The 24,924-nt window shown below is 61.9% G+C and carries 29 protein-coding genes and 1 pseudogene; 3 read left to right on the plus strand and 27 right to left on the minus strand.

Features of this window, described 5'->3' with window-relative positions:
- The first annotated feature begins 4 nt into the window (after positions 1-4).
- Positions 5-1,232 (plus strand): annotated as a pseudogene (locus tag JMV54_RS05480) (IS256 family transposase).
- A gap of 464 nt (positions 1,233-1,696) precedes the next feature.
- Here JMV54_RS05480 and JMV54_RS05485 read toward each other — a convergent pair.
- The 5 genes from JMV54_RS05485 to JMV54_RS05505 form a co-directional block, all read right to left on the minus strand.
- Complete coding sequence (locus JMV54_RS05485) at positions 1,697-2,158, minus strand: GCN5 family acetyltransferase (RefSeq protein ID WP_129288954.1); 462 nt, start codon at positions 2,156-2,158, stop codon at positions 1,697-1,699.
- A gap of 61 nt (positions 2,159-2,219) precedes the next feature.
- Complete coding sequence (locus tag JMV54_RS05490) at positions 2,220-3,806, minus strand: recombinase family protein (protein WP_201517946.1); 1,587 nt, start codon at positions 3,804-3,806, stop codon at positions 2,220-2,222.
- Complete coding sequence (locus JMV54_RS05495) at positions 3,807-5,243, minus strand: recombinase family protein (protein WP_201517947.1); 1,437 nt, start codon at positions 5,241-5,243, stop codon at positions 3,807-3,809.
- 19 nt (positions 5,244-5,262) lie between these two features.
- The gene (locus JMV54_RS05500) at positions 5,263-5,481 is read right to left on the minus strand and encodes a dihydroorotase (protein ID WP_230972831.1); all 219 of its coding nucleotides are present in this window, start codon (positions 5,479-5,481) and stop codon (positions 5,263-5,265) included.
- A complete protein-coding gene (locus JMV54_RS05505; protein WP_201517948.1) occupies positions 5,478-5,885 on the minus strand; it encodes a hypothetical protein in 408 nt (135 codons plus the stop codon). Before JMV54_RS05505 ends, JMV54_RS05500 begins: the two co-directional genes overlap by 4 nt.
- Before the next feature lie 210 nt (positions 5,886-6,095).
- Between JMV54_RS05505 and JMV54_RS05510 the strand changes: the two genes are divergently transcribed.
- Positions 6,096-6,284, plus strand: coding sequence for a hypothetical protein (locus JMV54_RS05510; RefSeq protein ID WP_070454610.1), 189 nt, complete (start codon positions 6,096-6,098; stop codon positions 6,282-6,284).
- Positions 6,285-6,367: 83 nt separating this feature from the next.
- Here the strand turns inward: JMV54_RS05510 and JMV54_RS05515 are convergent, their stop codons facing one another.
- The 7 genes from JMV54_RS05515 to JMV54_RS05545 form a co-directional block, all read right to left on the minus strand.
- Positions 6,368-7,210 carry an N-acetylmuramoyl-L-alanine amidase gene (locus tag JMV54_RS05515; protein ID WP_201517949.1) on the minus strand — a complete coding sequence of 281 codons (843 nt, stop codon included), beginning with the start codon at positions 7,208-7,210 and terminating at the stop codon, positions 6,368-6,370.
- Positions 7,210-7,680: a phage holin family protein gene (locus JMV54_RS05520; protein WP_070454616.1), complete on the minus strand. Its 471-nt coding sequence runs from the start codon at positions 7,678-7,680 to the stop codon at positions 7,210-7,212. The genes JMV54_RS05515 and JMV54_RS05520 overlap by 1 nt, the downstream gene beginning before the upstream one ends.
- Positions 7,681-7,772: 92 nt before the next feature.
- Positions 7,773-7,970, minus strand: a complete 198-nt coding sequence (locus JMV54_RS05525; RefSeq protein ID WP_042379003.1) for a hypothetical protein — start codon at positions 7,968-7,970, stop codon at positions 7,773-7,775.
- Positions 7,963-8,424 (minus strand): DUF1617 family protein, encoded by a 462-nt coding sequence (locus tag JMV54_RS05530; protein ID WP_013888243.1) that lies wholly within the window; start codon positions 8,422-8,424, stop codon positions 7,963-7,965. Before JMV54_RS05530 ends, JMV54_RS05525 begins: the two co-directional genes overlap by 8 nt.
- A gap of 15 nt (positions 8,425-8,439) precedes the next feature.
- Positions 8,440-11,355, minus strand: a complete 2,916-nt coding sequence (locus JMV54_RS05535) for a phage tail spike protein (protein WP_201517950.1) — start codon at positions 11,353-11,355, stop codon at positions 8,440-8,442.
- A gap of 84 nt (positions 11,356-11,439) precedes the next feature.
- Complete coding sequence (locus JMV54_RS05540; RefSeq protein WP_201517951.1) at positions 11,440-12,126, minus strand: hypothetical protein; 687 nt, start codon at positions 12,124-12,126, stop codon at positions 11,440-11,442.
- Positions 12,126-14,822 carry a phage tail protein gene (locus tag JMV54_RS05545; RefSeq protein ID WP_230972832.1) on the minus strand — a complete coding sequence of 899 codons (2,697 nt, stop codon included), beginning with the start codon at positions 14,820-14,822 and terminating at the stop codon, positions 12,126-12,128. The genes JMV54_RS05540 and JMV54_RS05545 overlap by 1 nt, the downstream gene beginning before the upstream one ends.
- 55 nt (positions 14,823-14,877) lie before the next feature.
- Here JMV54_RS05545 and JMV54_RS05550 point away from each other — a divergent pair, with 55 nt between their 5' ends.
- The gene (locus JMV54_RS05550; RefSeq protein ID WP_065415362.1) at positions 14,878-15,285 is read left to right on the plus strand and encodes a hypothetical protein; all 408 of its coding nucleotides are present in this window, start codon (positions 14,878-14,880) and stop codon (positions 15,283-15,285) included.
- A 174-nt stretch (positions 15,286-15,459) separates the two neighbouring features.
- Here the strand turns inward: JMV54_RS05550 and JMV54_RS05555 are convergent, their stop codons facing one another.
- The 15 genes from JMV54_RS05555 to JMV54_RS05625 all read right to left on the minus strand — a co-directional run bounded on the left by JMV54_RS05555 (position 15,460) and on the right by JMV54_RS05625 (position 24,805).
- Positions 15,460-15,870: a hypothetical protein gene (locus JMV54_RS05555; protein ID WP_070454622.1), complete on the minus strand. Its 411-nt coding sequence runs from the start codon at positions 15,868-15,870 to the stop codon at positions 15,460-15,462.
- A 12-nt stretch (positions 15,871-15,882) separates the two neighbouring features.
- On the minus strand, positions 15,883-16,479 hold the full coding sequence (locus JMV54_RS05560) for a major tail protein (protein ID WP_201517952.1): 597 nt from the start codon (positions 16,477-16,479) through the stop codon (positions 15,883-15,885).
- Between the two features lie 19 nt (positions 16,480-16,498).
- The gene (locus JMV54_RS05565) at positions 16,499-16,843 is read right to left on the minus strand and encodes a hypothetical protein (protein ID WP_129288960.1); all 345 of its coding nucleotides are present in this window, start codon (positions 16,841-16,843) and stop codon (positions 16,499-16,501) included.
- Complete coding sequence (locus tag JMV54_RS05570) at positions 16,840-17,277, minus strand: HK97-gp10 family putative phage morphogenesis protein (protein WP_129288961.1); 438 nt, start codon at positions 17,275-17,277, stop codon at positions 16,840-16,842. Before JMV54_RS05570 ends, JMV54_RS05565 begins: the two co-directional genes overlap by 4 nt.
- Positions 17,249-17,608: a phage head completion protein gene (locus tag JMV54_RS05575; protein WP_129288962.1), complete on the minus strand. Its 360-nt coding sequence runs from the start codon at positions 17,606-17,608 to the stop codon at positions 17,249-17,251. The genes JMV54_RS05570 and JMV54_RS05575 overlap by 29 nt, the downstream gene beginning before the upstream one ends.
- A 3-nt stretch (positions 17,609-17,611) precedes the next feature.
- Complete coding sequence (locus JMV54_RS05580) at positions 17,612-17,926, minus strand: head-tail connector protein (protein ID WP_201517953.1); 315 nt, start codon at positions 17,924-17,926, stop codon at positions 17,612-17,614.
- Between the two features lie 34 nt (positions 17,927-17,960).
- On the minus strand, positions 17,961-19,181 hold the full coding sequence (locus JMV54_RS05585; RefSeq protein ID WP_129288964.1) for a phage major capsid protein: 1,221 nt from the start codon (positions 19,179-19,181) through the stop codon (positions 17,961-17,963).
- A gap of 21 nt (positions 19,182-19,202) precedes the next feature.
- Positions 19,203-19,961, minus strand: a complete 759-nt coding sequence (locus tag JMV54_RS05590; protein WP_230972833.1) for a head maturation protease, ClpP-related — start codon at positions 19,959-19,961, stop codon at positions 19,203-19,205.
- 71 nt (positions 19,962-20,032) lie between these two features.
- The gene (locus JMV54_RS05595; protein ID WP_129288966.1) at positions 20,033-21,337 is read right to left on the minus strand and encodes a phage portal protein; all 1,305 of its coding nucleotides are present in this window, start codon (positions 21,335-21,337) and stop codon (positions 20,033-20,035) included.
- A gap of 28 nt (positions 21,338-21,365) precedes the next feature.
- Positions 21,366-22,964 (minus strand): terminase large subunit, encoded by a 1,599-nt coding sequence (locus tag JMV54_RS05600; RefSeq protein ID WP_201517954.1) that lies wholly within the window; start codon positions 22,962-22,964, stop codon positions 21,366-21,368.
- A 111-nt stretch (positions 22,965-23,075) separates the two neighbouring features.
- The gene (locus tag JMV54_RS05605) at positions 23,076-23,366 is read right to left on the minus strand and encodes a hypothetical protein (protein ID WP_201517955.1); all 291 of its coding nucleotides are present in this window, start codon (positions 23,364-23,366) and stop codon (positions 23,076-23,078) included.
- 5 nt (positions 23,367-23,371) lie between these two features.
- On the minus strand, positions 23,372-23,677 hold the full coding sequence (locus tag JMV54_RS05610; protein WP_013888257.1) for an Nmad4 family putative nucleotide modification protein: 306 nt from the start codon (positions 23,675-23,677) through the stop codon (positions 23,372-23,374).
- A 95-nt stretch (positions 23,678-23,772) separates the two neighbouring features.
- The gene (locus tag JMV54_RS05615) at positions 23,773-23,970 is read right to left on the minus strand and encodes a DUF4314 domain-containing protein (RefSeq protein WP_201517956.1); all 198 of its coding nucleotides are present in this window, start codon (positions 23,968-23,970) and stop codon (positions 23,773-23,775) included.
- A gap of 2 nt (positions 23,971-23,972) precedes the next feature.
- Entirely contained in the window at positions 23,973-24,623 is a 651-nt protein-coding gene (locus tag JMV54_RS05620) for a hypothetical protein (RefSeq protein WP_201517957.1), read from the minus strand.
- Positions 24,620-24,805, minus strand: a complete 186-nt coding sequence (locus tag JMV54_RS05625) for a hypothetical protein (protein ID WP_034375438.1) — start codon at positions 24,803-24,805, stop codon at positions 24,620-24,622. Before JMV54_RS05625 ends, JMV54_RS05620 begins: the two co-directional genes overlap by 4 nt.
- Between the last annotated feature and the right edge of the window lie 119 nt (positions 24,806-24,924).

Below are 24,924 nucleotides of genomic sequence, written 5' to 3' on the forward strand. Positions count from 1 at the left end.
CACGATGACCGCTACCCATATTGTCGACCCTGCCGGGCTGCTTGGCGAACTGCTTGCCGAGGCGTCACCTGTTGCAGACTGCGATCAACGAGTTGCTGTCTGCGAATGCTGATGCGGTTGCAGGTGCCGAGTACAGCCGCCCAGATCCTGACCGACGGGCCCAGCGCAACGGCTACCGCCACCGGCCTCTCGATACCCGTGTTGGGACCTTGGACATCGCGGTCCCGAAACTACGCCAGGGCACCTATTTCCCTGAGTGGCTGCTGGAGCGTCGCAAGCGCGCCGAGTCCGCATTGATCACTGTTGTTGCCGACTGCTATCTCGCTGGAGTCAGTACTCGCCGGATGGACAAGTTGGTCAAGACGTTGGGAATCGACCGGCTGTCGAAGTCCCAGGTCTCTCGCATGGCCGCCGAGTTGGACGAGCACGTCGCCGAGCTTCGACACCGCCCACTAGGCGATGCTGGGCCGTTCACGTTCGTGACCGCCGACGCGTTGACGATGAAAGTTCGCGAGGGAGGTCGTGTGGTCAACGCGGTCGTCATGCTCGCGACCGGGGTCAACGCCGACGGGCATCGCGAAGTCTTAGGGATGCGGGTCGCCACGAGCGAGACCGGCCCGGCCTGGAACAAGTTTTTCGCCGATCCGGTCGCCCGAGGACTGTCCGGGGTCCGGCTGGTCACCTCCGACGCCCACCAAGGCATCGTGGAAGCGTTCGCGGCGAACCTGCCCGGTGCCGTCTGGCAGCGTTGCCGCACTCACTACGCCGCGAACCTGATGAGCATCACTCCCAAGAGCTTGTGGCCGGCGGTCAAGGCCATGCTCCACTCCGTCTATGACCAGCCTGACGCCGATGCTGTTCACGCCCAGTTCGACCGGCTACTGGACTACACCGCCGAGAAACTCCCCGACGTCGCAGACCACCTCGATGCCGCCCGCGCTGACATTCTCGCGTTCACCAGCTTCCCGACCGAGGTCTGGCAGCAGATCTGGTCGAACAACCCCACCGAACGGCTGAACCGCGAGATCCGGCGCCGCACCGATGCGGTTGGGATCTTCCCAAACCGGGAAGCGATTGTCCGGCTCGTCGGCGCCGTCCTGGCCGAGCAAACCGATGAATGGGCAGAAGGCCGCCGCTACCTCGGCCTGGAAGTCCTCGCCAAGAGCCGCCTCAACCTGATCACCACACCCACAACCACGACCGATGCCGACATGCCCGCACTCGCAGGCTAAAACCCCAAACGAGAGGAAAACACCGTTACACCACTACAAGGGACTTGACCCCCAACTTGCTAAAAGCTTTGTAGTTGGCTAGGAGTGCAGATGGTCGTCGGCCCACCTGCAAGAACGAATAGCAAGCGGTATCGTCTACAGGTAGAGGTGCTACCCGCATCATTTGTCGAGACCCCGCGTCTATTCTTGCGCGCGAGATCCCGACTGGTTCACCCCCTCTACGGACGCCAGCCGGGTAGTGACGTGCCAGATACTCAGCGGTACAGCAGGCTAATCTCCAAACGTCCGCGGCAGCCGGAAATCCCAGTTCATAGCCGGTATCGAAGCTGTTCGATGGCCCTGCTCCGCCCTGGGGTCTTGTATCCATCGTGACCAGTTGTGCGAAACTTTCATGCCACGCTGGATACAAAAGCGCGCGGACTACGATTTGGCCGCCTGACTGGTTCACTTCCGGCGGGTGAAGATCACTTGCCAATCTTCTGGGAAACGAACAGCTTACGGTAATGGGGATCCCCATCTTTACGTGGGTAATAGTGCCAACCGATTCCTGCCCAGAACTCGTCAGCGCCTTCGGAGAAAGCGATCAAAGGGTAGCCTGCGTAGTGGCTGACCAGATGCCTTGCAAACTCACCCCCGTAGTGCTGTCGGCGAAGGTCATGGCGGATTTCGAAGAACCAGATTTCTTTGGTTGGCACCGTCGAGTCAACTCCGATGTAGCTATCGGAGAGCGGCCAATCTGTCACCTCAGCGCGCCCGACTTCCACACTATCGGCAAGAAACTGGATGTACTCTTTGCCACCCAGGGTGTCGTCGCCGACTCGTCCAGCCATGCGGTGCCACCAGCGGTCATCGAATCCCTCGACCACCTGGAACGGCGTCACGTAGTCCTCAACTTGCTGAAGAATTTTCAGTTGTAAGCGATCCACCACTCCAAGACTACGCGAGCGCCCACCAGGTTCTGGCGGGCGCTTAGATGTGGATACTGGGTTACTGCTTGATGGCGACTACTTGGGTGCTGCCGTCGCGGAATTGAAAGGTGACGTTGCCGTCGACGTCGACGACGCCTTTATCGAGCAAAGCTACGCAGAGGTATGGACTGAAGGCCAACTGTTCAAGATCAAGGTTGGCGGTCTCCTGCCTGTAGTAGTGGTAGGCGGCCAGTCGGTTGTTTTTGTTCTGGATCTCGGCGACCACGGCAGCGTGTTCAGCTAACAGCGTCTGGTGCTGTTCGTGGCTAGCGTTGAACGCCTTCTCGTAAACCTGCTGGTCTTGAGCGACTCGTGCGTTGCGGGCGATCATCGATTGGAGCTTTTTCGATACCTGGTCGATCTGTGCGAGAAGCCCGGCGGCCTCAACTTCCAGGTCACTCGTGTCGAGGGCGTCGAGAACGGCTTGGTTGACGCCTGTGTCGGTCGGTGAGCCGAATCGAAGGCGAATGGCCTTAAGTAACATGTCCTTGAGTCGTTGATCGCTGATGTGCCCGGTGGCGCATTTTTCCTGGCCTGAGTATTTGTGGCCGCACCGCCAGATGACCTTTTCGTACTTACTACTCGCGTGCCAGGTTTTCGATCCGAAGAAGTGTCCGCATTGGCCGCAGATGAGGGTGGATGAGAAGGGGCGGGTGCGGTGCTGTGTTCGCTGATCTCTAGCGCCTTTAGCGATTTCGGCTTGGACAAAGTCCCACACGGCGGGGCTGATGATGGCCTCGTGGTTTCCGGTGACGTAGTACTGGGGTACTTCGCCCTCGTTGATGACTTGCTTCTTAGTGAGGAAGTCTGCGGTGTAGCTCTTTTGCAGGAGTGCGTCTCCTTTGTATTTCTCGTTGGTGAGAATGGAGCGCACGGACTGGTAATGCCAGGTTTTATTCCCTGCTGCCGTGTAGGTTGCTGGCTCGTCTGTCAGGGTGTGCGCGATATGCCTGATGGAGTGGCCTTCCAGGTACATGCCGTAGATGCGGCGCACCAGTTTTGCCTGCTCAGGGTTGACGAGGAGGTTGCCGTCTTCACCCTTGTCGTATCCGAGGAAGCGAGAGTATGGGACGGTGACTTTGCCGTCGGCGAAGCGTTTGCGGTGTCCCCAGGTGACGTTTTCTGAGATGGAGCGGGCTTCTTCTTGGGCGAGGGAACTCATGATGGTGATGAGGAGCTCGCCTTTGGCGTCGAAGGTCCAGATGCCTTCTTTTTCGAAGAAGACCTCCACGCCTTTGTCTTTGAGGGCTCGAACGGTGGTGAGCGAGTCGACGGTATTGCGGGCGAACCGGGACACACTCTTGGTGATGATCAGGTCGATCTTGCCGTCGAGCGCGTCGGTGACCATCTGCTGGAATCCGGCGCGGTGTTTGGTTGAGGTGCCGGTGATGCCTTCGTCGGTGTAGACCTTCACGAACTGCCAGCCCGCGTGGTCGCTGATGTAGCGGGTGTAGTAGTTGACTTGGGCTTCGTAGGACGTGACCTGATCGTCGTGGTCGGTGGACACGCGGGCGTACCCGGCGACCCTGCGCAGAGTCGTTTGTCCAAGTGGAGCGCCAGTGTGGAGAGCTCTGGTGGCGGGGATTGCTGTGACGGTGCGGGCCATTTAGCGTTCGCCTCGCTCGGCGCGCAGGCGCTCAGCCTCTGCCTTGGCCACGGCCCGGTACTTCGCCAATGCTTCTGGTGGTGTTGGTGCTTGCCGTGGGTTGTCTAGCCCGAGCCTTTTGGCTTCGGCCCAGCGGGCCCGCACGAGTTCACTCCAGGCGGCTTTTCTTGCTGGGGTCCACGAGTTCTTCTTCAGGTTTGGTCGCCACGTGTGCGAGCTGTTGGTGCCATCGGTGTAATGAAACGTGTAGTGGTCTTTTCCCTGCACGTCGATGTGGTCGATACGCTCGTTGAACACCTCTTGGTCGAAGGTCTCGATGTCAAGGACTTGGGCGATGAAGCCTTTGAGTGCCGTGTCAGAGATCTCGCAGGTGTCGCATCCGGTTTTGCGGCCTTTCTTCCGTTCGGTGCAGATCCAGTGCTCGGTGGAGATCGAGTTTTGGGTTTTCGGATTGCGCACGTTGCGCACGAACGAGCAGTTGCAGGACACGCATTTGATCTTCGACGTCAACGCCACAGTTTCTATGGACCAGTTCGCCCGGGCCCCGAGTTCACGTCGGCGTGCAATCTCGGTTTGGACCGCGACGAAAGTGTCGCGGTCGATGATCGCGGGGATCGCGTTTTCCACCAGGTATTGCGGCAACTGGCCGGTGTTGCGCACTGCTCGTCCAGGCCTACCCTCCGGAGTGGACCATCGCCCTAACAAGAGGTCGCCGGTGTAGTGCGGGTTCTTCAGGATGTGACGGACCCATTCCCCGGGCAATTTGTTATCAGCCAGATGCGGAACCCTACCGTCAGCGATGAGCTGCGCGGCCATCTTTTCGCACGAGGTCTCCTTCATGTACTGGGCGAAGATCCAACGCACCACGGCTGCTTCTTCTTCGATGATCTGCACGTCGGTGCCATCAGCGGAGTCGGTGTAACCGTACAAGTGGAAGCCGTTCGCTTTTCCTTCTTCGAAGCCTTTCCAAATGCGCCACTTCACGTTTTGGCTGATTTGCTCTGATTCTGCCTGCGCGAAAGACGCCAGCAGGGTGAGCATGAGTTCTCCGTCAGCGCTGGTTGAGGAGATGTTCTCTTTTTCGAATCGCACCTCCACCCCGAGGTCTTTCAGCTCGCGAACGGTTTCGAGCAGGTCGACGGTGTTGCGAGCGAAGCGCGAGATCGACTTGGTGAGGATCAGGTCGATCGCTCCTTTCCGGGCAAGGGCCAGCATTTCTTGGAACTGGGGTCGATGCGTGGTGGTTCCAGAGATTCCAGAATCGGCGAACACTCCGGCGAACGTCCAGCCAGGAGTGTCGTGAATGAGTTGCTGGTAGTAGGAAACTTGGGTGGACAAACTCAGCGGTGTGCGCTCGGTTTCCATGCTGATGCGGGCATACGCTGCCACTTTCACAAGCGGAGAAGCACTGATCGGTGGCGGGGTGATTTGCTCCATTCTCTTCAAGGTATTTCTCCTAGTCAGACAGGGTTTCAGGTTGTATCCATACATCACTCAAACCCTCGAGATAGTCAACGAAACTGGCTCTTTGTAGGGCGGCCAAGGGCGCATCTGGGGCGTCGAGGCGCTGGCAGACGGTGATGGCTTCGCGTGGGGTGAGGATGCCGCGTTCGAGAAGCTGCTTGACCTGCGTGAGCTGGTGATGAGCCGTCAGCTCGGCTGCCATGTTCATCATTTGCCGCCACGGGTGTTGAAACGGTGCTGGATGTAGCACGGGTGGCAGCAGTACTTGCGTTTCACCTGGCTCGTGCGAGCCACAGTGACCTGTCGGTGGCAGTTCGCGCAGACCAGTTCTTCGGTGACCACTCTGCGGTGGGTGGCCCACCAGGCTCGTCGACAGGAAGTGGAACAGAACTTCGATCCTTGCCGGAGCTCGATTGGCTTGCAGCAGTGCAAGCACCACACTCCAACTGGGTCCGTGACCTGCTCAACAGCAGGGTCGACGGTGATGCCGTGTCGCAGACAATAGGTCTTGACGCTGTTGGCGTTGAGATCCAGGTGCGCGGCGATACGAGAGTAGGCAACTCCTGCAGCGCGCATCATCTGGATGTGATGGCGATCAGTCTGGTTCAGAGCCATGAGCAGGCCCTCCTGGCAACGAGGCGAAAGGTGGTCGCCCATACGCCGGTTGCACCAGACGAAACCGGACAGCAGAAACAAAGCCTCCCGGCCGCGTTCGCGCCCGTGGCTGGGTTCGCGCCCCTATTCGGAAAAGGCGGTTATTCTTTGCTCAATTCACAATGTGGAGCGATCGACGTGTGAACCGTGACAGAGCAAGGGCGGGTGAGGATGACTGACGACGACGGTGAACTCCCGGTATTTCTCGACGACCAGTCGTACCGAACCTGTTCAGAATGCACCTCAGTCTGTGTCCCTGACCCGTTTATTGCAGGCGAAGGTCAAGGCATCAAGGTCGCGTTCATCTGCCCGAGCTGTGGAGTGCAGTCCGTCATCGACCCGTTCGAAGACACGCGGTAAACACCAGCTCCGCAAACGCAGAAAAGGCCCCGCCACCACCTCGATGAAGGTGATGACGGGGCCAGAGAGTGTTCTCGTGTGGGTTAGCCGATGCCGAGCTTCTCGTTGACGCGCTTCTGCACGGCGGCGTAGTTGGCTCCGAGTCGGCGCTTGCGTTCCTCGCCGTTGCCGTAGTCTCCACGGATCACCGCATCAGCGAGGGCATCGATGTTGACGGAGGGCTTGGCGGGGCTTCGTCCGGCGAGCTTTTCGTTGACGCGTTTCTGCACGGCGGCGTAGTTGCTTCCCAGTCGGCGCTTGCGTTCCTCGCCGTTGCCGTAGTCTCCACGGATGACCGCATCAGCCAGAGCGTCGATGTTGGCGGAGGGCTTGGGTGCGGGCGGTGTGGGCTTTGCCGGTGGTGTCGGGGCGGGCTTGGTGCCGCTCATGCGGTCGTACCAGTACTGGGCGCGTGCCATGTAGGCCGCATGCTGGCTTCCTGCCAGGGAGGCCGGGCACTCGGTGGAAGAGAAATGCTTGTGGCCGAACACGTTCTTTGCCCACACGGGTCGGCCGAGCTTGTAGTAGTGGCAGATGGCGGCGACGAGGTGGGCGCCGTTGTCAAGGCAGGCCTCGGAGATGCGCCAGGGCTTGGAGGAGATGTCGGCGTGTTCGATACCGATGGAGGTGGTGTTGGCATCCCAGTTGCCTGCATGCCAGGCGGTGTCGCGATCCCACACGAGCTGGCCGATCCGGCCGTTGGAGTCGACCTGGTAGTGGGCGGATGCTTGGCGGGTCTGCCACACGTCCCAGATGGACTTGATGGTGAGGTTGCCTGCGTTGTGGTGGATGATGACCTTGTTGATCTTCCGGCCGCTTCGTCCGGCGCTGTAGTGCTTGTTCATCAGCCGGTTTTCGTCGGCTTCGAGGGTGGCCCAGTTCTTCATCAGAGGTTCTCCTTTTCTGCTGGGGTGGTGGTTTGGCTGGGGTGGTGTTCGAGGTCGGGTTTGCCGGTCACATCACGGGTGACCAGGTCCAGGGCGCGGCGCATCTGATCGGGTACGGGCAGCCCGAGCCGGGTGGCGTTTTCGATCAGGGAGATGCCTTCGTTGGACAGGTAGAACACGACGGTGGCGGTGCGTAGCGCCCCGGGTGTTCCGATGACGTGCACGTCGAGCAGGTGGGCAAGTCCGATCAGGGTGAAGATCACGACTTTGCGGCTGATCCCTCGAAAACCGATGGATGAGGAGACGCGGCGTTCGGCGATTGCGGCGAGCACGCCGGTGATGTAGTCGAATACGACGAAGGCGATGAGCGCGTATACCAGGCCGTCGAGGCCTCCGAGGAACGCGCCGATGACGGCCCCGACCCCGGCCAGGCCGGTTTGGATCGTGGCCCAGATAGCTTTGAGCGACATAGAAAGTGGGTTCCTTCCCGTTTGTGGGCACACGACAAAGGCCCGTACCCAGGTGGTCGGGGTACGGACTTTCGGGGTAAGCCAGATGTGGTTTACAGGTTGGGGCTAGTGAGGACGTCCAAGACTGTGTCGGTTAGGTCGAGGCTGCCGGTCGACGGACCGACTTCCTCGACGTGTTCGGGGCTGTTTTCGGTTGGTGGGACAGGCACCGGGTCGGGCTGGGCTGGTTCGATCGGGTGAATCACCACTTCCTCACCATCAACTGCTTCGGCTGAGGTTTTCTCACTCATCGGTGTCATCGACCTCCGCCGTCCTCACTGCGTCATGTTGGGCTGCTTCTACAGCGTCGAACAGAACGTTGTATGCCTCCGCCTGCTCACCGGCTAAGGGCTCGTCGTAGTCGGCTAGCAGCTGTGCGATATCGGTGAGGTGGGTGGCGTAAGTGGGGCCATCCACCTCAGCCACTGAGTCCAACAGCTGCTCGCGCAGTGTCAGGAATTCGGCGAGGTCGGTGCCACCGGCGAGTTGAAAGGTGCCGTCTTCGCTGATGACGGGCTTGCCTTCCTCGTCGAGGATGGCGTGGGTGGTGACGAGGTCATATTCGTCCTGGCCGAACCGCAACTGCGCGTTCTTGACCAACTCGAGCAGTTTGGAGCGCGCCCGCGATTGAGCAGGCTTGAGAGACATCGTTTCGAGAAGATCGTGGATGGGTCCGAGGTGACGGTTAGCGATCAGTACACGCATGCGTGAAGGTTCTTTCTAGACGAGGGTGGTGGACATGGCCGACAAGCCGGTGTTGTTGTAGTTGGTCCAGGTGATGTTCGACCCGGAGCCGGAGATGGAGACGATCCAGCCGTAGTTCAGGCGGCGGATGATTTCGTTGACCCTTGTCATCAGGTCTTTGAGCCGGTCGAAGGCCCGCGACATGTTGTAGAACGTGCCGTTCGTGGTGATAAGCAGGTCGTAGGTGTGGAAGCCGATCCGTGCCAGCCCGCTGGAACCCGACAAAGTGGCGTAGGTGCCTTTCCCGCTGAAGGCTACGTCTTGAAACATGACGTAGCGGGTGTCAGAGGTGTAGACCTTGTTCCCGTTGATCCGCAGGTCAGCGCCCAGGTGGATCCCTGCCCGCCCATAGAACTTGCCCTTCGGATCCAACGTCAGACACGTGAAATAGTCGCCGGTGGAGGTCGTCTGATACGTCCAAGCGACGTAGTCCCCCCGGTAGGCCAACTGGTTGACGATGCCTTGGATATCGGTGGCATCCTTTTTCGCCCGGCGGGCCATTTCACCGATGTAACGCGTCCCGTACCAAAACCGCAGACCAGACGACGTGATCGTCCCCTCCAACGAGGATCCGGAGTACCACGAGATTTGTGTTGGCGTAATCCGGATCGAACTCGTCCAGCCCGCCAGTCCTACTTGGATCGCGTTAGTCGCGAGCTTGTCAGCAGTGATCGACTTGGCACCAATCCGGGCAGCGTTCAAGGTCCCGGTGGTGATTTTCCCGGCATCCAACGCCGCGATCTTTGCGGAGGTGATTGCGGCCTCAGCAATCATCGCGGTTTTGATGAAGCCGTTAGCGATGGTGAGTTTGTCGCTGGTGATCGATCCGGCCGCGATCCTTCCCGCAGACAGGGTGCCGGTGGTGATCTTCGACGCTGACAATGAGCCGATTTTCGCGTCCGTGATCGCCGCGTTAGCGATCATCGCCGTCTTAATGAACCCATCAGCGATCGTGAGCTTGTCACTGGTGATCGATCCGGCCGCGATCCTCCCCGCAGACAGGGTGCCGGTAGTGATCTTGGCTGCCGACAGGTTGGCGATCTTCGCATCGGTGATCGCCGCGTTGGCGATCATTGCGGTGGTGATCGTGGCGTTATCGATGCTGGTTCGGCCGGTGATGTGTATGCGTTTACCGTCAATCAGGATGGTTTCGGGTGAGATGTTGATCTGGGAGATGATCTCGCCTGAGCGCACGCGCAGGTTCAGGTCGCTGGCCATCATTGAAAGCGACGAGGCGAGGCTGTTATCCGCGTTCGCCAGCTCGGTGAACCGGGCCTCGCTGCTGGTTTGAACCTGCCGTGCCGTCTCGTAGGCCGTATCGGCACGGTGCCGGGCTTGGGAAACTGAACTCTCAATCCCGGCAACCTTCACGCCAGCCTCACCTGCTACCGCCTCAGCCTGCCGTGCTGTGGCTTCGGCCTGGCTGGCCGCCTCGCGTGCCTGACCGATCTCGGCTTCGGCTTCGGTGAGACGAGCACCGACAGCGGCAGCGGCGGCTTGGGCATCGTCAGCAGCAGTTTTCGCTGCCTCGACCTCGGCGCGGGCCTCGGCAAGCTCAGCGCTGACCTGGGCATGGTTGAGATCGGTGGCAAGGGTGACCCATCCGGGCTTGCCGGTGTCGGTGACCTGGTAGATCCAGATCTCGATGCTCTCGCCATTGTCCTTAAACCACGTATCCCCCAGGCGGGCGGCAGCGGGCTGCGTAGGGCCGTAATGGTTGGTGGATTTCCCGTCCGCTGATGCCAGCGCCACGCCAGCGAGATCAGCGGCCATCTGGGCTGCCGTCTGCGCGGTGGTGATGGTGCGGGTGATCGAGGTGAACTTCCCTGCAACCGACCCCAACTCCACCGAAATATATGTCTGTCGGAGCGGGTCGTACTCGTAGCCGACAACCCGCGCTGACAGGGACACGCCCAGGTCGGCGTGCTGCACCGTCACCGTGTCTCCCAGCAGGACGGTCTCCAGCTCAGCAAGGTCGGCGTACTCGGTCGTCGAGGCGAGGTCAACGAAGGAGACGGTGTAGCTCGCGGCAGGGGTATCGATGTGGTTGGTGGCGTACTCGGCCCGGGCGGCTTGACGAAGCAGCGCGTGCGCCTGCGGCAGGGGTACTTCGTCCTCGCGGGGGTTCTCGGCGTCGGCGATCGCTTTGATGTCCGGGTAGCGCATCACCTTGATATGCGGGATCGCGTAGTGATCCACGTGTGGTGAGTCGACGTAGAGCTCGGGCAGGGTGATCCCGTCAAATCCGACCGGCACGATCCGGGTGACCACGCTCGTCAGATCGATGGTCGAGGTGTAGCCGGTGAGGTTCTTGCGATCGCGGATCACGACCCCACGATCTGCGCCGCGTGTGGCGGCGTGGTGGATGTGCCAGTTATCGCGCGTGAGCTCTCCGGCCCACCGGGAGGCGAACGTGTTGTCCGAGCCCTGGTTCATGATCGCGGCGGCCAGGTTCATTCGCACCACACGCGCAGAGGCCCTGGTGGCCGTATCGGAGCTGGTCGCGGTGAACCGGTGCTTCGTGGTCGCAGACCTAAGGAGCTGGTCGAGGGCCGCCTTCGGAGTCTTGTTGACCACGAAGGTGTCGGCGATGAAGTTGCCTGCCAGGTCGTAGAACAGGTGGAAGGCAGTGACCTCCAACAGCCTGTCCAGGCTCGTGGTGACCTCGTGGATACGAAACCCTTGCCGGATGGTGGTACCGGGAACAGGGGCTGCGATGATCGCCTCGACTGCGAGCTTCGAGGCCAGCGGCCCGTCGGCTGGGTAGGTGACGGTCAGCTGGTAGGCCCCGCCGAGCTCCTCAATGACACGGGCGTCGATGAGTTCAGGGTCGAGGACGCCCTCGCCGGTGGCGGTGAACGTGGTGGCAGTCGGGGCATGAACGGTGAGCATCGGTGGGGTTCCTTTCACAGACGTGCGCCCGCAGCCAAGAGCAAAACGGCTACGGGCGCACTGGAAGCAAAGAGATGGGCCAGGTTAGGGGTTTCGCCAGTTCCCGGTGATCTCGACTCTGGAGATGCCACTACTGAGACTGACCCGGTTGACCCCTGGGGTGAGGATCGGGAACGTGCCGGTCAGGGCGTCGGTTTGTACCCGGCCCGCGACGTGTGCGACAAGGCGGGCCGAGTCCAGGGTGATCTGTCCTGCCGGTGACTGGACGCGGTAGGTAGTTCCGTTGATCGTCAGCGTCAACGCCCCGGTGCCCCTGATCGTGATGATCGGTGCCGCATCCACGAGCCCGGGGTTGGTGATCTGCCCGGAGGAGGTGAGCGTGTGGGTGACAAGCCCGGAGTCGAGGTAGCTAAACGGCTCGCACACCAGGTGCGCCTCGAAGAATCCCCACGAGGACATGTCCGTGCGCAGCGGGCTGATGGAGGCGTGTTTGACCTTGTGGAACGCCCCGGGCTGGGTGGACAGGTGAATGGTCGCCGCCCGCTCCAGCGCCAGTGCGGCCTTGTGGTAGGCGGCCAGGCCGCCTGTGATCGCCAGCGGCAACGTGATCGACGTGTCATGCCAGCCGCCCAGGCGGGTCAGCGTCCCGGCCCTGCCCGCCACCTCAATATCGTCTGTGACCCGCTCGGCGACCGGTAGGTCGACCGGGCCGGTGAGCCTCAGGCCCAGCGACGTTGAGGACACAGTTTTGTCGAGTGTGAAACCGTGCATTAGACACCTCCTGTGGCGAGCACCGTGTGGTGGGAGTTGATACGTGCCAGCTGGCGGTTGATGCCGGGGGCGAGTTTGCCCACCAGTGTGCCGTCGTTAAGCACGACCTTAATGTCCATGGCCTCCAGCAGTGTCCGGGCGGTCTGGTCGACGATGCCCGCCACCTCTCCTGCGCGCCCTGCCTCCTGGCCGACAGCGCTACTGCTGGTGGTTACAGGCGGTGGTTGCAGGTGGGTTGGGGTCAGATCGACCGGGTCCAGGCTGGTGGTGATCGGCACGTCGATACCGCCGGTGAGCTCACTCATAGCCGCCAGGGTGTCAGCGGCAACATCCTCGGCAGCTGCAACTGCGCGGCTTCCGGTGTCTTCGATACCTCCGGCCAGGCCTCGGGTGAGCATGTCACCGACCCACGCCATTTCCTTGGACGGCGAGTTGATGCCGAAAAAGCCCGTGATGCCATCCCAAATGTCGGAGCACCAGTTAGAAACCTGGTCCCACAGCCAGCCTGCCAGCGACTGGATACCTTCCCACAGCCCGCGCACCAAGTCCGCGCCAGCAGAGGCCATCTGGCCGACCCCTTGACCGACCGCGCCCACGATCCCGGTGATGATCTGCGGGATCGCCGCCACGATGGTCGAGATGATCTGCGGCAGGTTCGTAATCAACGCCGTCAGCAGCTCAACGCCTGCCATGACCAGTTGCGGGATCGCCCCACCGATCGCCGAGACGATCGCTGCGATAATCTGCGGCAGCGCGGCCACGATCGTGCTGATGATCTGCGGCAGCGCCCCAATCAGCGCGGTGAGGAGCTTGACGCCAGCTTCGATGAGCTGCGGCAGGGCCGACAGCAGCGTGGTGATGATGCCGGTGATGATTTGTGGCAGCACCGTCACGATCGCGGTGATGATCTCCGGAAGCGCTTCGACCAGGGAGGTCAACAACGCGATACCGGTCTCGATGATCTGCGGGATCGCGCCGACCAAGAACTCCACAATCGAGGTGATGATCTGCGGCAGCGCCTCAATGAGCACCGGGATTGCTTCCAGCAGGCCCTGGGCGAGCCCGAGGATGAGCTGCAACGCCGCCTCTAGGATCATCGGCAGGCTATCGACCAGCCCTTGGACCAGGGCGACGATCATCTCCACGGCCGCCGGGATAAGCTCCGGGAGCGCCTCACCGATCCCGGTGACCAAGGTGGTGATGATCTGGAGGGCTGCTTCCAACAGTGACGGCAGCGCCTCGATGATCGCCTCGACCAACGCGACGATGAGCATCACCGCTGTCTCGGCAACCGACGGCAACACCTCGATGATGCCTTCCAGCAGCGCGGTCAGGATCGACATGCCGGTCTCGACGACCATTGGCAGCTGCTCAGCGATAAACGCGAGTGCTTCTTGCAGGATCTCGCCGAGCTTGCCGATCAGGGCCGGGGCTCCGCCTTGTTCGAAGGCTGCCGTGAGCTCATCGATCCACCCGCCCACCATCGGCATGACCGTGCCAGCCAGCGCATCGGTCAAACCTCGGGCAAGCAGACCTTTAAGATTGTCGATCCCGTCGCGCATGGTAGAGAGCTGTCCGGTGAAGGTTTTCGACTGGGCTTCCATCGCCCCATGGAAACGGCCGCCTTCCTCCGTTGCCGAAGCGAACGCGTCAGCGACCATGTCGGCACTGATCGCGCCCTTGGCCATCTCCTCTTTCAGCTCGCCGATGGACTTACCCGTCTTGCGGGAGATCTCCTCCAGCGGGTTGAACCCGGCGTTGATCATCTGCATCAGGTCCTGGCCGGTCAGCTTGCCCGTCGAGGACATTTGGGCGAACGCCAAGGTCAGTGACTCCATCTTCTGCGCGTCACCTTGGGAGATGTCACCGATGTGGGTCAGGTGCTTCTTCGCATCCTCCAGGCTGATGCCGAAAGCCAGCAGGGTTTGCATACTGCCCGCCAGATCGCCCATACCGAACGGGGTCTTCGCAGCCTGAGCTTTCAGGTCGTTGACCAGCTGTTGGGCTTTGGCCTGATCGCCGAGCATCGTGGTAAAGCTGGTGGTGTACTGCTCCATCCGGGCGTTGTACTCCACCCCGTCCTTCAAAGCATCGGCCATACCCCTGCCGATACTCGCGATCGCCTTGCCGATGCCCTTGACACCAGCGACGATCGCCTCGGCGGCCAGGTTCGCTTTGAGCACGTCCCCGAATACACTGGTCTTATCCCCGGTGTCGTCCATCTCGTCGCCGAGATCATCGACCGCGTCCTCCAAGCGTCCGGCGTCCTTGGCAGCGTCTTTCGCATCGTCGCCTGCCCCGTCGGCCTCGTCACCGAACTCGCCGAGCGCATCGTTGTTGGCCTTGAGCTCTTTTTCCAGCTCGTTGAGCTCGGCACCGGCGTTGTTGAGCTGGATCTGCCAGTTCTTCGTGCGCGAATCGTTCTCCCCGAACGATGCGGCCGAGTTCTCGAGTGCGGCCTTGAGTGTTTCGATCTTGGCCTTTTGGGTCTCGATCTCTTTGGTCAGCACCTGGTTGCGGGAGGCCAGTGCCTGGGTGGACTTGTCGTTCTTGTCGAACTGGGAGGACACCAGTTTCATCTCCGAGCCCAGCACCCGCATTTCACGGTTGATGTCGGTGATGGCCCGCTTGAACTCGCGTTCACCTTCCAGACCGATCTTGAGACCAAACGAGCTATCAGCCACGGTGAAGGTCACCTCCTCGAAGTAGAATTAGGCCGTGGGAATCGTCCGCGCTGCGAGGGAGCACAACGTGAGTGACACCGATATTGATGTGCGTCGGTTCGCGAAACTGCTCGCAAAGCTGGATGCGCATTTGCCGATTTCGGATGCGATGGAACAAGCCGATCCACAAAAGAATGGGCGCTGGTGGTCCTCGCAGCGTGAACACATGTCGAGATGGTTCGCATCGCAAGCGACGACCGGCAGCGGAGCGTTCACGCGGCAAGAACCGAATGTGTCGGCGAAAACGACCTATAACCGCCTTCAACACCCCGAAGGGCTGGTCTGGATCGCTGAGGCGCTCGGAGCAGATACCGACCTGGTCCAGCGTGTGGCTGACGAAGCGTTGACTATTCCCAGACGCTCCCGCAGCGCATTTGTCCGCTCACACCTACCGTGGGAACTGATCGCACAGCTGGCTAAATCCCGGCTGGGATGATGTCGTCGATGAACCACACCCGTGCTGGTTTCGCGCGTCCTGTCTCGATCCGCCAGCAGTCCACCAAGTCGAGGAGCTCACCAAAGACCATCAGGCCCACCTCGTCCTGCCGTAGGCCAAGGTGGGCTAAACCGATGTAGGTCAGGCGGGTGAATACTGCCCGGTCGGATTCGACTACCCGTCCGCTGCCGGGCTCGCTTTTGGGGCTGGCTCGGTGAGAATGTCGCGGCGGGTGCCTCGCTGCAGCGCCTCAGCGATCGCACCCCGGTAGTCGGCGATATCGGCAGGAACCGTCAGAAGCTCCACCTCGTCCTCCGTCAACTGCGGGCGCGGGTTGTCGCGGTGGGTGAGATTGTGGATCTGCACCGACTGGTTGGCCAGCAGCGTGATCAGCCAGATCACCTCGGTCAGCGTCTGGCCGAGGTCCTCGGAGGTCTCCAACGCGGCTCCGAGCTTGTCCAGCCCGCCGTAGCGTTCGGCGATCAGCCGGGTGGCCTTGGTGGTGAGCACCAGCTCGTACTCGCTGCCACCGATGGTCACTCTCGCACTGCGAGCGGCAGCATCAAGCGTTGATGTATTTGTCATGAGCGGGCTCCTTTACTTGCCGGGGCTGGTGGCGGCGGGCTCGTAGACGGACTGGTACCAGCCGGTGATGATCTCGGCCTTGACCTTGGGGTCGCCTTCGGTGGCTTCGGCTTTCCACGGGTGACGGCCCTTCGCATCGGGCTTGTTGCGACGCAGGATGGTGCCTTCGATGCTCGGGGTGGAAAACGTGATCGAGTCGGCCTTGGTGGCAAGCGTGGTACTTGGCAGGGCGAACTTGACGCGGTAGAGCCAAAAGCACTGGAAGGTGCCGTTGGAGCGGGCGGCACGAAACCCGATCGCCACCGGTGTGCCGCCGTCTTCGGAGGACGAGATGAGCACCCCGTTGGCATCCAGGATGGCACCGGTCAGTGCCGCTGCGGCTTCTGTTCCTAGGTCGTCCACGCCGAGGGTGAGCGTACCGGATTTGAATTCCTTGACAATCTCGCTCGGCCCGTCGTCGGCGTAAAGAATCGCCTCGGCGACCTCGACGGACAACTCCGCTGAGATCGCTTTGGCCAGTGGTTTCGGGCTGGCGTAGGTTTCCTCGCCGGTGGTGGGGTTTTCGGTGATCGTGGCGTAGTAGAGCTTGTCAAGACCAATCGTGGCCATGGGGATTAGTGTCCTTTCGTTAAAACGGGTGGTGGCAGCTGATATCGAAGCTGTAGTGGTGGTAGCCGGTGTCGTCCTCGAAGCCGATGTAGCGCCTGGCGGTGACCCCAAGACCCGCATCAACGAGTGCGTGGGTGATCCGGTCGCGCCAGGGCAGGTAGTTGCCTGCTGTGAACAAGCCGAGGCGGACTTCTTCGATGTCGACGCTCGGGGTGTTGTCGGCGAACACCTCCAACGTGTCGGCGATCGGGGTGGCAACCAGATAGGTGTCCGGTGCGGGTGAGGCGCTAAACAGGCTCACCGCGATCGGCAGATCAAGCCGGTCAGCGATCTCGGTGAGGGTTTCCAAAAGCGGGGCGTTCATGGTGTGATCCCGTCGAGCTTGGCTTTAAGCACCGCTTTCATCGCCTCCACCGCGCCCCGTCTGGTCTGCGACCGCGTCGGTGCCAGAAACGGGCGTGCGGGCTGGTTGCTTCTGCCGTGTTCTAACACGCTGGCGATGAGCGCGTTCGACCTGCCGTCGCGGCGGTTTTCAGCGAAACCGACTTTGACGTTGTGATCGCCTCGTGAGTTGACCTTCACGCTCGTAACACCCAGCGCCCCGAGGAGCTGCCCGGTCGACCGAGACGGCAGCGTGGTCGCCCGCCCGATCGCGGATGCGAGGTTGGCTCTCATGCGTGGTTCGACCACGTTCGCGCCAGCTGTCAGCACTTCGTCGGTTGCAGTGTCCAGCAGGCGTGAGGTGGCCTCGAGTGCGTCAATGTACTTATTAGGCAGTCGGATCTGGACGCGCGCCATGATGGGCTCCTTCCGGTTGCAGACGGTGGGCAAGGATCTCGATGTAGCCGCCGATGGCCTCGACGGTGTCGATGACAAAGCGGCCATCGGCAGCGGCGATCTGCATGACCTCCGAGACGGTGAGCCCGGGGATCACGCGGATGCGAAACAACACGGTGGCCTGCGTGTAAGCCGCACGGTTAACCCACGCTGAGCTGGCGTGCCGGATCTCCCGGTAGGCGCGCACCGTGGCGACCACCTGCTCGCTGCTGCCCGTGAAACCCGCAGCGTCCCTGCGGGCTACGGGGGTGATGAGGTCGATGGTCTCTCGCATACTGCCAATGCCTGCCATGGGTTACACCTTCCATTCGCGCTCAAGACGCAGCAACGTATTCACCGCAGCCCACATGGCTTTGGCGGCATCGGGCTTGTCGGACCAGAACCCTGCCGTGGAGCCGTCACGCGACTCGTAGAAGTGACTGGCCAGCATCACAATCGCCTGCCGGGTCGACCCTGGCATCTCGCGAGTCTCGTAATAGTCGCCGGGTAGGTGCTGGTAGGCGGTGGCATAGGAGGTGGCAGCGGCCACCAGGTTGGCGATCAGCTCGTCGTCGGCGTCGTGGGCGAGGATGAGATTGGCTTTGACCTGGCCAACAAGCTCCTGGTTCATAGCTGCCACCTCCTAGTGGTTGCGTGCGGGGGTTTTAGGCTCCGGTCTTCTGGGTGAGGATCTTGACGGCCTCGGGCAGGACGAGCTTGCCGTCCAGGCGCTGGGAGGCGAGGAAACCGACCTGGCCGGATGTGGCGAACAGTTCGTTCAGGCGCTTGAAGGAGCGTCCCTGCCGGTCAGCGATCCAGTAGTAGGACAGGTCACCGAACGCCACGGTCTTCGCGCCCGCCTTGATCTCGGGTGCGAACGTGGAGGTGTGCACCGGCTTGCCCAGGATCATGTCCGGGGCACCTGCTGTGAGTGCTGGCTGCCACAGGTACTGGCCCTGGTTGTCCTTGAGCTTGCGCACGGTCTTGACGGTGGCATCGTTCATCAGCCACACCGCCCGGGCCCGATAGGGGGCGCGCAGGCTGTAGTGCAGGTCGATGAGCTCATCGGCGGTGATGTCGGTGGCCTTCGCGGTGGTCACATCCGAGATGCCGCCACCGGTGGCGTCGAAGATGCCGGTCGGTTTGCCCTTGCCGTCACCGACCAGGAACGCCTCCTCTTCAGCGGCCCCGATGCGGCGGGCGAACTCGGCCGCGAGGTAGGCCTCGACGTCGAAGACCGAATCGCCGAGCAGTTCCTCGCTAATCTTGAGGAATGTGCCGAGCTTGAATGCCGAGAGCGTGACCTGGGAGAAGGTCTCGTCGGATTCGGTGTAGGGCTTGCCCTCATCGAGCCACCCGGCGCTGCCGTGGGTGGACACGACCGGGATCTTGCGGTCCCCGCTGGTGGTCTGGATGACGTTGGCAAGCCCGCGCATGATGTTCTGCTCAGCCAGGGACTGCACGAGGGTGTGCTCGAACTCATCGGGCACTAGGTAGCCGCCCTCGGAATCAACCCCTTCGGACAGGGCGTTTCGCACCTCCATGGGAGAGGCGTTGAGCCGCATCGCGTCCCAGAAGGCCCGCTTGTAGGTGGCGGTGGCGCGGCCGGTTGTGGGTTCGGTCTCCTCGCCGGTCTGGCCGGGCATCGAGGTCAGCGGCGCATTCGTGGCCCGGGCCAGGTCAGCGTCCAGGCGCTGGGCGCGTTCGGCGCGGGCGATCTCGTTGGTGAGCTTGTCGATATCGGCTTCCATGCGGGCGTAAGTCTGGTCGTCCTCGGCGGACAGGCAGCCGGTGGTGGTGTCGCGGCGCTCGTCGAGGAAGGCCTTGGCCTTCTCCCAGGTGTCGGCGCGGCGGGTACGCAGGTCAGAAATCGTCATCGTGGACATGAAAAGGTTCTCCTTGCTTGGTTAGTGGGTGTGATTGATCAGGGCGGCGTACAGGTCCACCACTTTTCGACCCGTGAGCCGTACGGGCGCTGGGTCTGGTGGCTGGGTGTCAGGTGGCGTGTCGGTCAGGTGTGCGACGAGTCGCTGCTCTGTGGGCTTGCGGGCAAAACACACCCCGCTGGCGGTATCGGCAAGCGGGGCGGGGTTTCTGGTATTCGGCGGCCACGGTGCGTGCTTGTCCGGCTCCTCGTCCTCGTCCTCGTTGTCGTCCGGGTCAGCCGGGGCACGGCTGCCGGTGAGGTAGTCGTCGGCAAACCCCATCGCGATCGCGGCGCGTGCGTCCATCCAGGTCTCTTGATCCATGAGGCGAGCGAGCTTGGCCCGGCTCATCCCGGTTTTCAGCTCGTAGGCGTTGATGATGGATTCTTTGACCGCTGCGAGCATGTCGATGGCACGCCCCAGCTCGTCGGCGTCACCGACGGCGAGGGTGGCCGGGTTGTGGATCATAAGCATCGACACCGGGCTCATCGCCACAACCTCACCTGCCATGGCGATCACGCTGGCGGCACTGGCCGCGATCCCGTCGATGCACACCCGCACGTGTCCGGGATAGTCGATGAGCATGTTGTAGATCTGGGCTGCCGCGACGACGTCGCCGCCGGGACTGTTGATCCACACCGTCACATCACCGGAACCTGCCGCCAGCTCGGAGGCGAACAGGGCCGGGGTGATGTCGTCGTCAAACCATGACTCCTCAGCAATCACCCCGTTGATACGCAAAACCCGGCTGGTATCACTACCTGCCGGGCTATCAATGTCGGGAGCGGGTGGCTCCCAGTTCCAGAACCGTCTCACCGGCTCCTCCTTTCAACTCGTTGTTCCACCGAAGGCTGCTCTTCTCCAGGCGGTGCGTCCTGCTGCGTGTGCTGGGTGGTGGCGTAGGCCCCGGCCATGGAGAGCGGCAGCATGTTGCCGTTGACCAGGTACAAGTCGCCGCCATCGGCGGCAGCGATGCGGTCGAGGTTTTCCAGGGCGCGGATGTCGTTGGCGCTCATCCACCCGTTCTGCCTGGCCACGGCGTAGCCGTTCATGCGCGAGACGTAGTCGCCGCGCAGCAGGCCCTCGAGGTTGAACTTCACGAACACACCAGGCTTCTCGCGCGCTGCGAGCAGCGTCTTGGTCAGGGCTTGCTCCCAGCGGATGACCCACGGGTCGAGCGTGTATTTCACGAACTCGAGCGATTGCTGCTCAATATTGGAGAAGCTTGATTTTTCCAGGTCTCCCACCATGTGCGGTGGGATGCGGAAGATCCGGGCGATCTCGTTGATCTGGAACTTACGGGTCTCCAGAAACTGCGCCTGCTCCGGGGAGACGGAGATGGGCGTGTACTTCATGCCTTCCTCAAGCACCGCGACCTTGTTAGCGTTGCGGGCCCCACCAAAAGTTTGCTGCCAGGACTCACGCACCCTCGAGGGGTCTTTGATCGTGCCCGGATGCTCCAGCACCCCGCCAGGGGCGGCCCCGTTAGCGAAGAACGACGCCCCGTAGTCCTCGCAGGCCTGTGCCATGCCGATCGCGTTCTTCGCCATCGCAATCGGGCTATAGCCCACCAGCCCATCAAACCCGAGCCCTGGGATGTGCAGCACGTCAGCAGGCGACAGCCGGATGCGAGACCACTGGCCAGCGGGTTCGTCGCTGGTGGTCTGGTACTCGTAGTAGAGCCTGCCATTTTCATCCCTGCCCACACTCATCCGGTTGGGCATCAGCGGATACAGGCCGATGACCTCGTCGAGACCGTTGCGGATGACCTGCGCGTAGGCGTTGCCCCACAACAGCAGATGCGTCATCAGCGTCTCGCGGAAGACGAAGCTGGTCATCTCCGGGTTGGGCTCATCGTGCAGCAGCCGGTAGAGCGTGTGGTCGGTGGCTTTGACCTTCGACCCGTCCTTCTCGGTGCGATAGACGTGCAGAGGCAGGCCCGCGATCGCCTCCGCCAAAATCCGCACACACGAATACACCGCAGTCATCTGCATCGCTGAGCGCTCGGTGACCGTCCGCCCGGAGCTGGTGGGCCCGAACAGGAAACTGTAGCTCGAAGACAGCTGATGGTTCGACACCTGTCGGGCGGTGGGTCTGAGCCAGTCGAAAAGTCCCACAGGGGCCTCCTTTGCGTTGTCGTGAGCGTTAGAGGACGAGCAGCCCCCGCGAGTCGTACACCGACGTGCCCGTATCGCTACTGCCGCCTCGGATGGCGCGGTCCAAGGCCATGATGGTGGCCACCACCCCGTCGATCTTCTCGGTGGACTTTTGCTTGTCGGGTTTGATGTTGCCCGCCGGGTCGGTACGCACGTGAATGTTGTCGACCATCCAGGCCAGCACCGGGTGCCCGCCATGGGCGAGCCTGCCCTCGAGTGCGAGCTTCATCAGCTCCTTGCTCGGCGGGCTCATGTCTTTGAAGCCCTGCCCGAACGGGACGACGGTGAAGCCCATGTCTTGCAGGTTCTGGCTCATCTGGACTGCGCCCCACCTGTCGAAGGCGATCTCGCGGATATCGAAGCGTGTGCCGAGCTGCTCGATGAGGTTCTCGATGTGGGCGTAGTGGACCACGTTGCCCTCCGTGGTCTCCAAGAAGCCCTGGGCTTGCCACAGGTCGTAGGGCACGTGATCGCGCGCCACCCGCAGCGCCAGGTTGTCCTCGGGGATCCAGAACCACGGGACGATCCGGTACTTCTCGTCGTCCCCGTAGGGTGGGAAGACGAGGACGAACGCAGTGATATCTGTTGTTGAGGCGAGGTCAAGTCCGCCATAGCACGGCCTTCCTTCAAGATCAGCTAGATCAACGCGGTCGCTGTTCTGGTTCCAAATGTGCATGGGCATCCACCGCACCGACTGCTTCACCCACTGGTTCAGCCGCAGCTGGCGAAACGAGTTCTCCTCGGCCGGGTTCTGGCGAGCCGAGTTGCACGCGGCCCGCACCTTCTCCACCGGCACCGTGACCCCAAGGGAGGGGTTGGCCTTGTGCCAGACATCTTCGCTCGTCCAGTCATCATCCACATCAGCGCCGTAGATCACCGGGTAGAAGGTAGGGTCGTGTTTCTTACCCGCGAGAATGTCACGCGCTTTTTGGTGCTGCTCGTAGCAGATACTGTGGGTGTCAGTACCTGCGGTGGTGATGAGGAAGTACAGAGGCTGGGTACGCGCGTCACCGGAGCCTTTCGTCATGACGTCGAACAGGGCCCGGTTGGGTTGAGTGTGCAGCTCATCAAAGACGACACCGGAGATGTTGAACCCATGCTTGGAGTACGCCTCCGCCGAGAGCACCTGGTAGAAGCTGTTGGTCGGCTTGTAGATGATCCGCTTCTGACTGCTGAGGATTTTCACCCGCTTCGATAGAGCCGGTGATTGGCGGATCATGTCGGCGGCGACCTCGAAGACGATGCTGGCTTGCTGCCGGTCGGCCGCGCACCCGTATACCTCGGCGGCTTGCTCCCCGTCCCCGCAGGTCAGCAGCAGTGCGATCGCGGCAGCCAACTCGGACTTACCCTGCTTCTTGGGGATCTCCACATACGCGGTGGTGAACTGGCGGTAGCCATCGGGTTTGATGGTGCCGAACAGGTCGCGCACGATCTGTTCTTGCCACTCCAGCAGCGTAAACGGTGTGCCTGCCCAGCGGCCTTTCGTGTGGCGCAGCGCCTGAATGAACGCGACGGCGAAGTCGGCTTTGCGCTGGTTGTAGGTAGAGCCTGCGGCCATGAACCTGGTCGGCTGATACGTGCTCGTCATCGGGCAGCAGCTCCTTCCTCGGGGCATAAGAAAAGCCCCAACCATGTGGGGCGAAACGGATCACCTCGGGCCAGGCTCGGCCCGTTTGCGTGGTCGGGGCGGCGCGAGGGGTTAGCAGTAGGTGTGGCGGAAGTTGGCGACCACCTGGCCGGTGTCGAAACCGCCGTAGCTCCAATCGGACAGGCTGCGCTGCCTGGCCAGGGCGATGATCTGATCGGCTTTGGTGTAGTACCAGCCGATGCAGCTGAGCGTGTGGACGGGGATCTTCTCGGCCCCGACCTCCTCAGCGAGCTCCTCCAGCACGCTGAAGGGGATCTCAGCGACAGCCTGGATGTCACCGTGCGCCACCGCGTCGGCGGGGATCTGAAGGTGGCTTGTGATCAGGTGCCCAGTGGCCTCCATGCTTGTTACTCCTGGGTTGTGGCGGGGATCTGGGCGAGGGCCCAAGCGATAGCATGCCCGGCATCGTCGAAAAGCTGGTCAGCCTCGGCGATGAGCTCCAGGGCGCATTCGCTGCGGCCGCGCGAGTTCGGGCCGAAGCCGTCGATCGGGGCTTCGGTCAGGCGGTAGACCTGGGCGCTGTTGCCGTAGCCGTCTTTCTTGGTCCAGGTCACGAAAGAAGCCAGCGTGTAGTCGCCGTGTGCGAGGATCGCCCCGTAGGAGTCGACGCGCATCTGCAGGGCTTCGGTGGTGAGCTTCTCGGTGGTGTTCATGGCTGTTGTCCTTTCCTCAGGTGGTGTTCTTTTTTCATGTACATACAGCCATAGGTGCGGGCACTTATCCAGTCATTATTTGCCCTGATGAGCCGCTATTTTTCGGGCTTTTTGGTGGGTAGGGTTTCCCAGGAGTCCTCGCCCGGGATCAGCCCCAGATTCGATCCGGTGTCCCAGTCGACGTGGACGGTGCCGAGGTCGTCGACGAACGCCACGGTGCCAAGCACACCAGGGCGCAGCGTCGTGTACGGGTCGCTGGTGGCGATCAGGCGCACCCGCTGGCCAGGAGTCATGGTCAGTCCTCTTTCCTACTTGCAGGGGTGCGCCAGGCGGCGTCGCCTTCCAGGCCTGCCAGCAGGATGCGGCGTGCCTGCTTGTGTTCGGGGCCGATGAAGCCCAGGGAGAGCAGGAAGCAGCGCATCGTGTACTTGTCATTGCCCGGTGCAGGCGGTGTGGATCGGATCCGGGTTGCCTCCTGGGCGCGTTGGCAGAGCCTGGCCACAAGCGGGATCACCGCCTCGCGTGCCGTCTCCGGCGTAATCGACTCACACCACGGGAACGAGACGGTCTCGTCATCGTTGAACTGCACGGGTGTGGCCGGGATGCCCAAGGCCTTGGCGATCAGTGGCCCTTTGGCCGCTAGGAGCGCTTCGAGGTTGGCGCGAGTGCGCTCACTCCACCCGGTGGTGGGCATCGTGACCGTCAACGCCACCTCGCCCGGGTCGGCGGTTTCAAAGCCCGCCTTGTGTGCGGACTCGAGCACGGCCTGCGCCTCGATACCATCTGGCAGGTAGAGGGTCCAGTCCCGATCCAGCGTGGCGTCTGCGATTTGGTAGGCAAACGAGGGCGTGCCCAGATAGGTGGCCTCGGTGCCAAGGTGATCGGCGAGAAGCTGGGCGAGCTTTTTCCTGCCCGTTTTGTGCGGGGTGAAGGCGAGGATGCTCATGCCACGACCTCCTTCTCGAACCAGGCGGCCACCATGCTGAGGAAACGCGTCGGGTCGTATTCGATCACGCGCACCACCAGCTGGTAGCCGCGAGCTCTGGCAACCCGCAGGGTTTCCTCGGGGTCGTAGACGTTGACTCCGGCTGCGATGAGTTCGCTGATTTCGATGTGTAATTCACTCATGACCAGTCCTTTTCGCTCGATTCCCCGGGGCTGGGGGTGCTTTCGGTCATGTACATACAGCCATACGTTTTTCCGCTTATCCAGTCGTTTTTGCCCTCATCAACGGCTCAGTTTCACGC

Source organism: Gulosibacter hominis (assembly GCF_904842695.1).
GTDB classification, from domain to species: Bacteria; Actinomycetota; Actinomycetes; order Actinomycetales; family Microbacteriaceae; genus Gulosibacter; species Gulosibacter hominis.

Coding starts and splice junctions, on each gene's coding strand:
- JMV54_RS05490 (WP_201517946.1), bottom strand. CDS start 3,806: ATGGCCCGCACCGTCACAGCAATCCCCGCCACCAGAGCTCTCCACACT.
- JMV54_RS05495 (WP_201517947.1), bottom strand. CDS start 5,243: ATGGAGCAAATCACCCCGCCACCGATCAGTGCTTCTCCGCTTGTGAAA.
- JMV54_RS05500 (WP_230972831.1), bottom strand. CDS start 5,481: ATGATGAACATGGCAGCCGAGCTGACGGCTCATCACCAGCTCACGCAG.
- JMV54_RS05505 (WP_201517948.1), bottom strand. CDS start 5,885: ATGGCTCTGAACCAGACTGATCGCCATCACATCCAGATGATGCGCGCT.
- JMV54_RS05510 (WP_070454610.1), top strand. CDS start 6,096: ATGACTGACGACGACGGTGAACTCCCGGTATTTCTCGACGACCAGTCG.
- JMV54_RS05515 (WP_201517949.1), bottom strand. CDS start 7,210: ATGAAGAACTGGGCCACCCTCGAAGCCGACGAAAACCGGCTGATGAAC.
- JMV54_RS05520 (WP_070454616.1), bottom strand. CDS start 7,680: ATGTCGCTCAAAGCTATCTGGGCCACGATCCAAACCGGCCTGGCCGGG.
- JMV54_RS05525 (WP_042379003.1), bottom strand. CDS start 7,970: ATGAGTGAGAAAACCTCAGCCGAAGCAGTTGATGGTGAGGAAGTGGTG.
- JMV54_RS05530 (WP_013888243.1), bottom strand. CDS start 8,424: ATGCGTGTACTGATCGCTAACCGTCACCTCGGACCCATCCACGATCTT.
- JMV54_RS05535 (WP_201517950.1), bottom strand. CDS start 11,355: ATGCTCACCGTTCATGCCCCGACTGCCACCACGTTCACCGCCACCGGC.
- JMV54_RS05540 (WP_201517951.1), bottom strand. CDS start 12,126: ATGCACGGTTTCACACTCGACAAAACTGTGTCCTCAACGTCGCTGGGC.
- JMV54_RS05555 (WP_070454622.1), bottom strand. CDS start 15,870: ATGACAAATACATCAACGCTTGATGCTGCCGCTCGCAGTGCGAGAGTG.
- JMV54_RS05560 (WP_201517952.1), bottom strand. CDS start 16,479: ATGGCCACGATTGGTCTTGACAAGCTCTACTACGCCACGATCACCGAA.
- JMV54_RS05565 (WP_129288960.1), bottom strand. CDS start 16,843: ATGAACGCCCCGCTTTTGGAAACCCTCACCGAGATCGCTGACCGGCTT.
- JMV54_RS05570 (WP_129288961.1), bottom strand. CDS start 17,277: ATGGCGCGCGTCCAGATCCGACTGCCTAATAAGTACATTGACGCACTC.
- JMV54_RS05575 (WP_129288962.1), bottom strand. CDS start 17,608: ATGGCAGGCATTGGCAGTATGCGAGAGACCATCGACCTCATCACCCCC.
- JMV54_RS05580 (WP_201517953.1), bottom strand. CDS start 17,926: ATGAACCAGGAGCTTGTTGGCCAGGTCAAAGCCAATCTCATCCTCGCC.
- JMV54_RS05585 (WP_129288964.1), bottom strand. CDS start 19,181: ATGTCCACGATGACGATTTCTGACCTGCGTACCCGCCGCGCCGACACC.
- JMV54_RS05600 (WP_201517954.1), bottom strand. CDS start 22,964: ATGACGAGCACGTATCAGCCGACCAGGTTCATGGCCGCAGGCTCTACC.
- JMV54_RS05605 (WP_201517955.1), bottom strand. CDS start 23,366: ATGGAGGCCACTGGGCACCTGATCACAAGCCACCTTCAGATCCCCGCC.
- JMV54_RS05610 (WP_013888257.1), bottom strand. CDS start 23,677: ATGAACACCACCGAGAAGCTCACCACCGAAGCCCTGCAGATGCGCGTC.
- JMV54_RS05615 (WP_201517956.1), bottom strand. CDS start 23,970: ATGACTCCTGGCCAGCGGGTGCGCCTGATCGCCACCAGCGACCCGTAC.
- JMV54_RS05620 (WP_201517957.1), bottom strand. CDS start 24,623: ATGAGCATCCTCGCCTTCACCCCGCACAAAACGGGCAGGAAAAAGCTC.
- JMV54_RS05625 (WP_034375438.1), bottom strand. CDS start 24,805: ATGAGTGAATTACACATCGAAATCAGCGAACTCATCGCAGCCGGAGTC.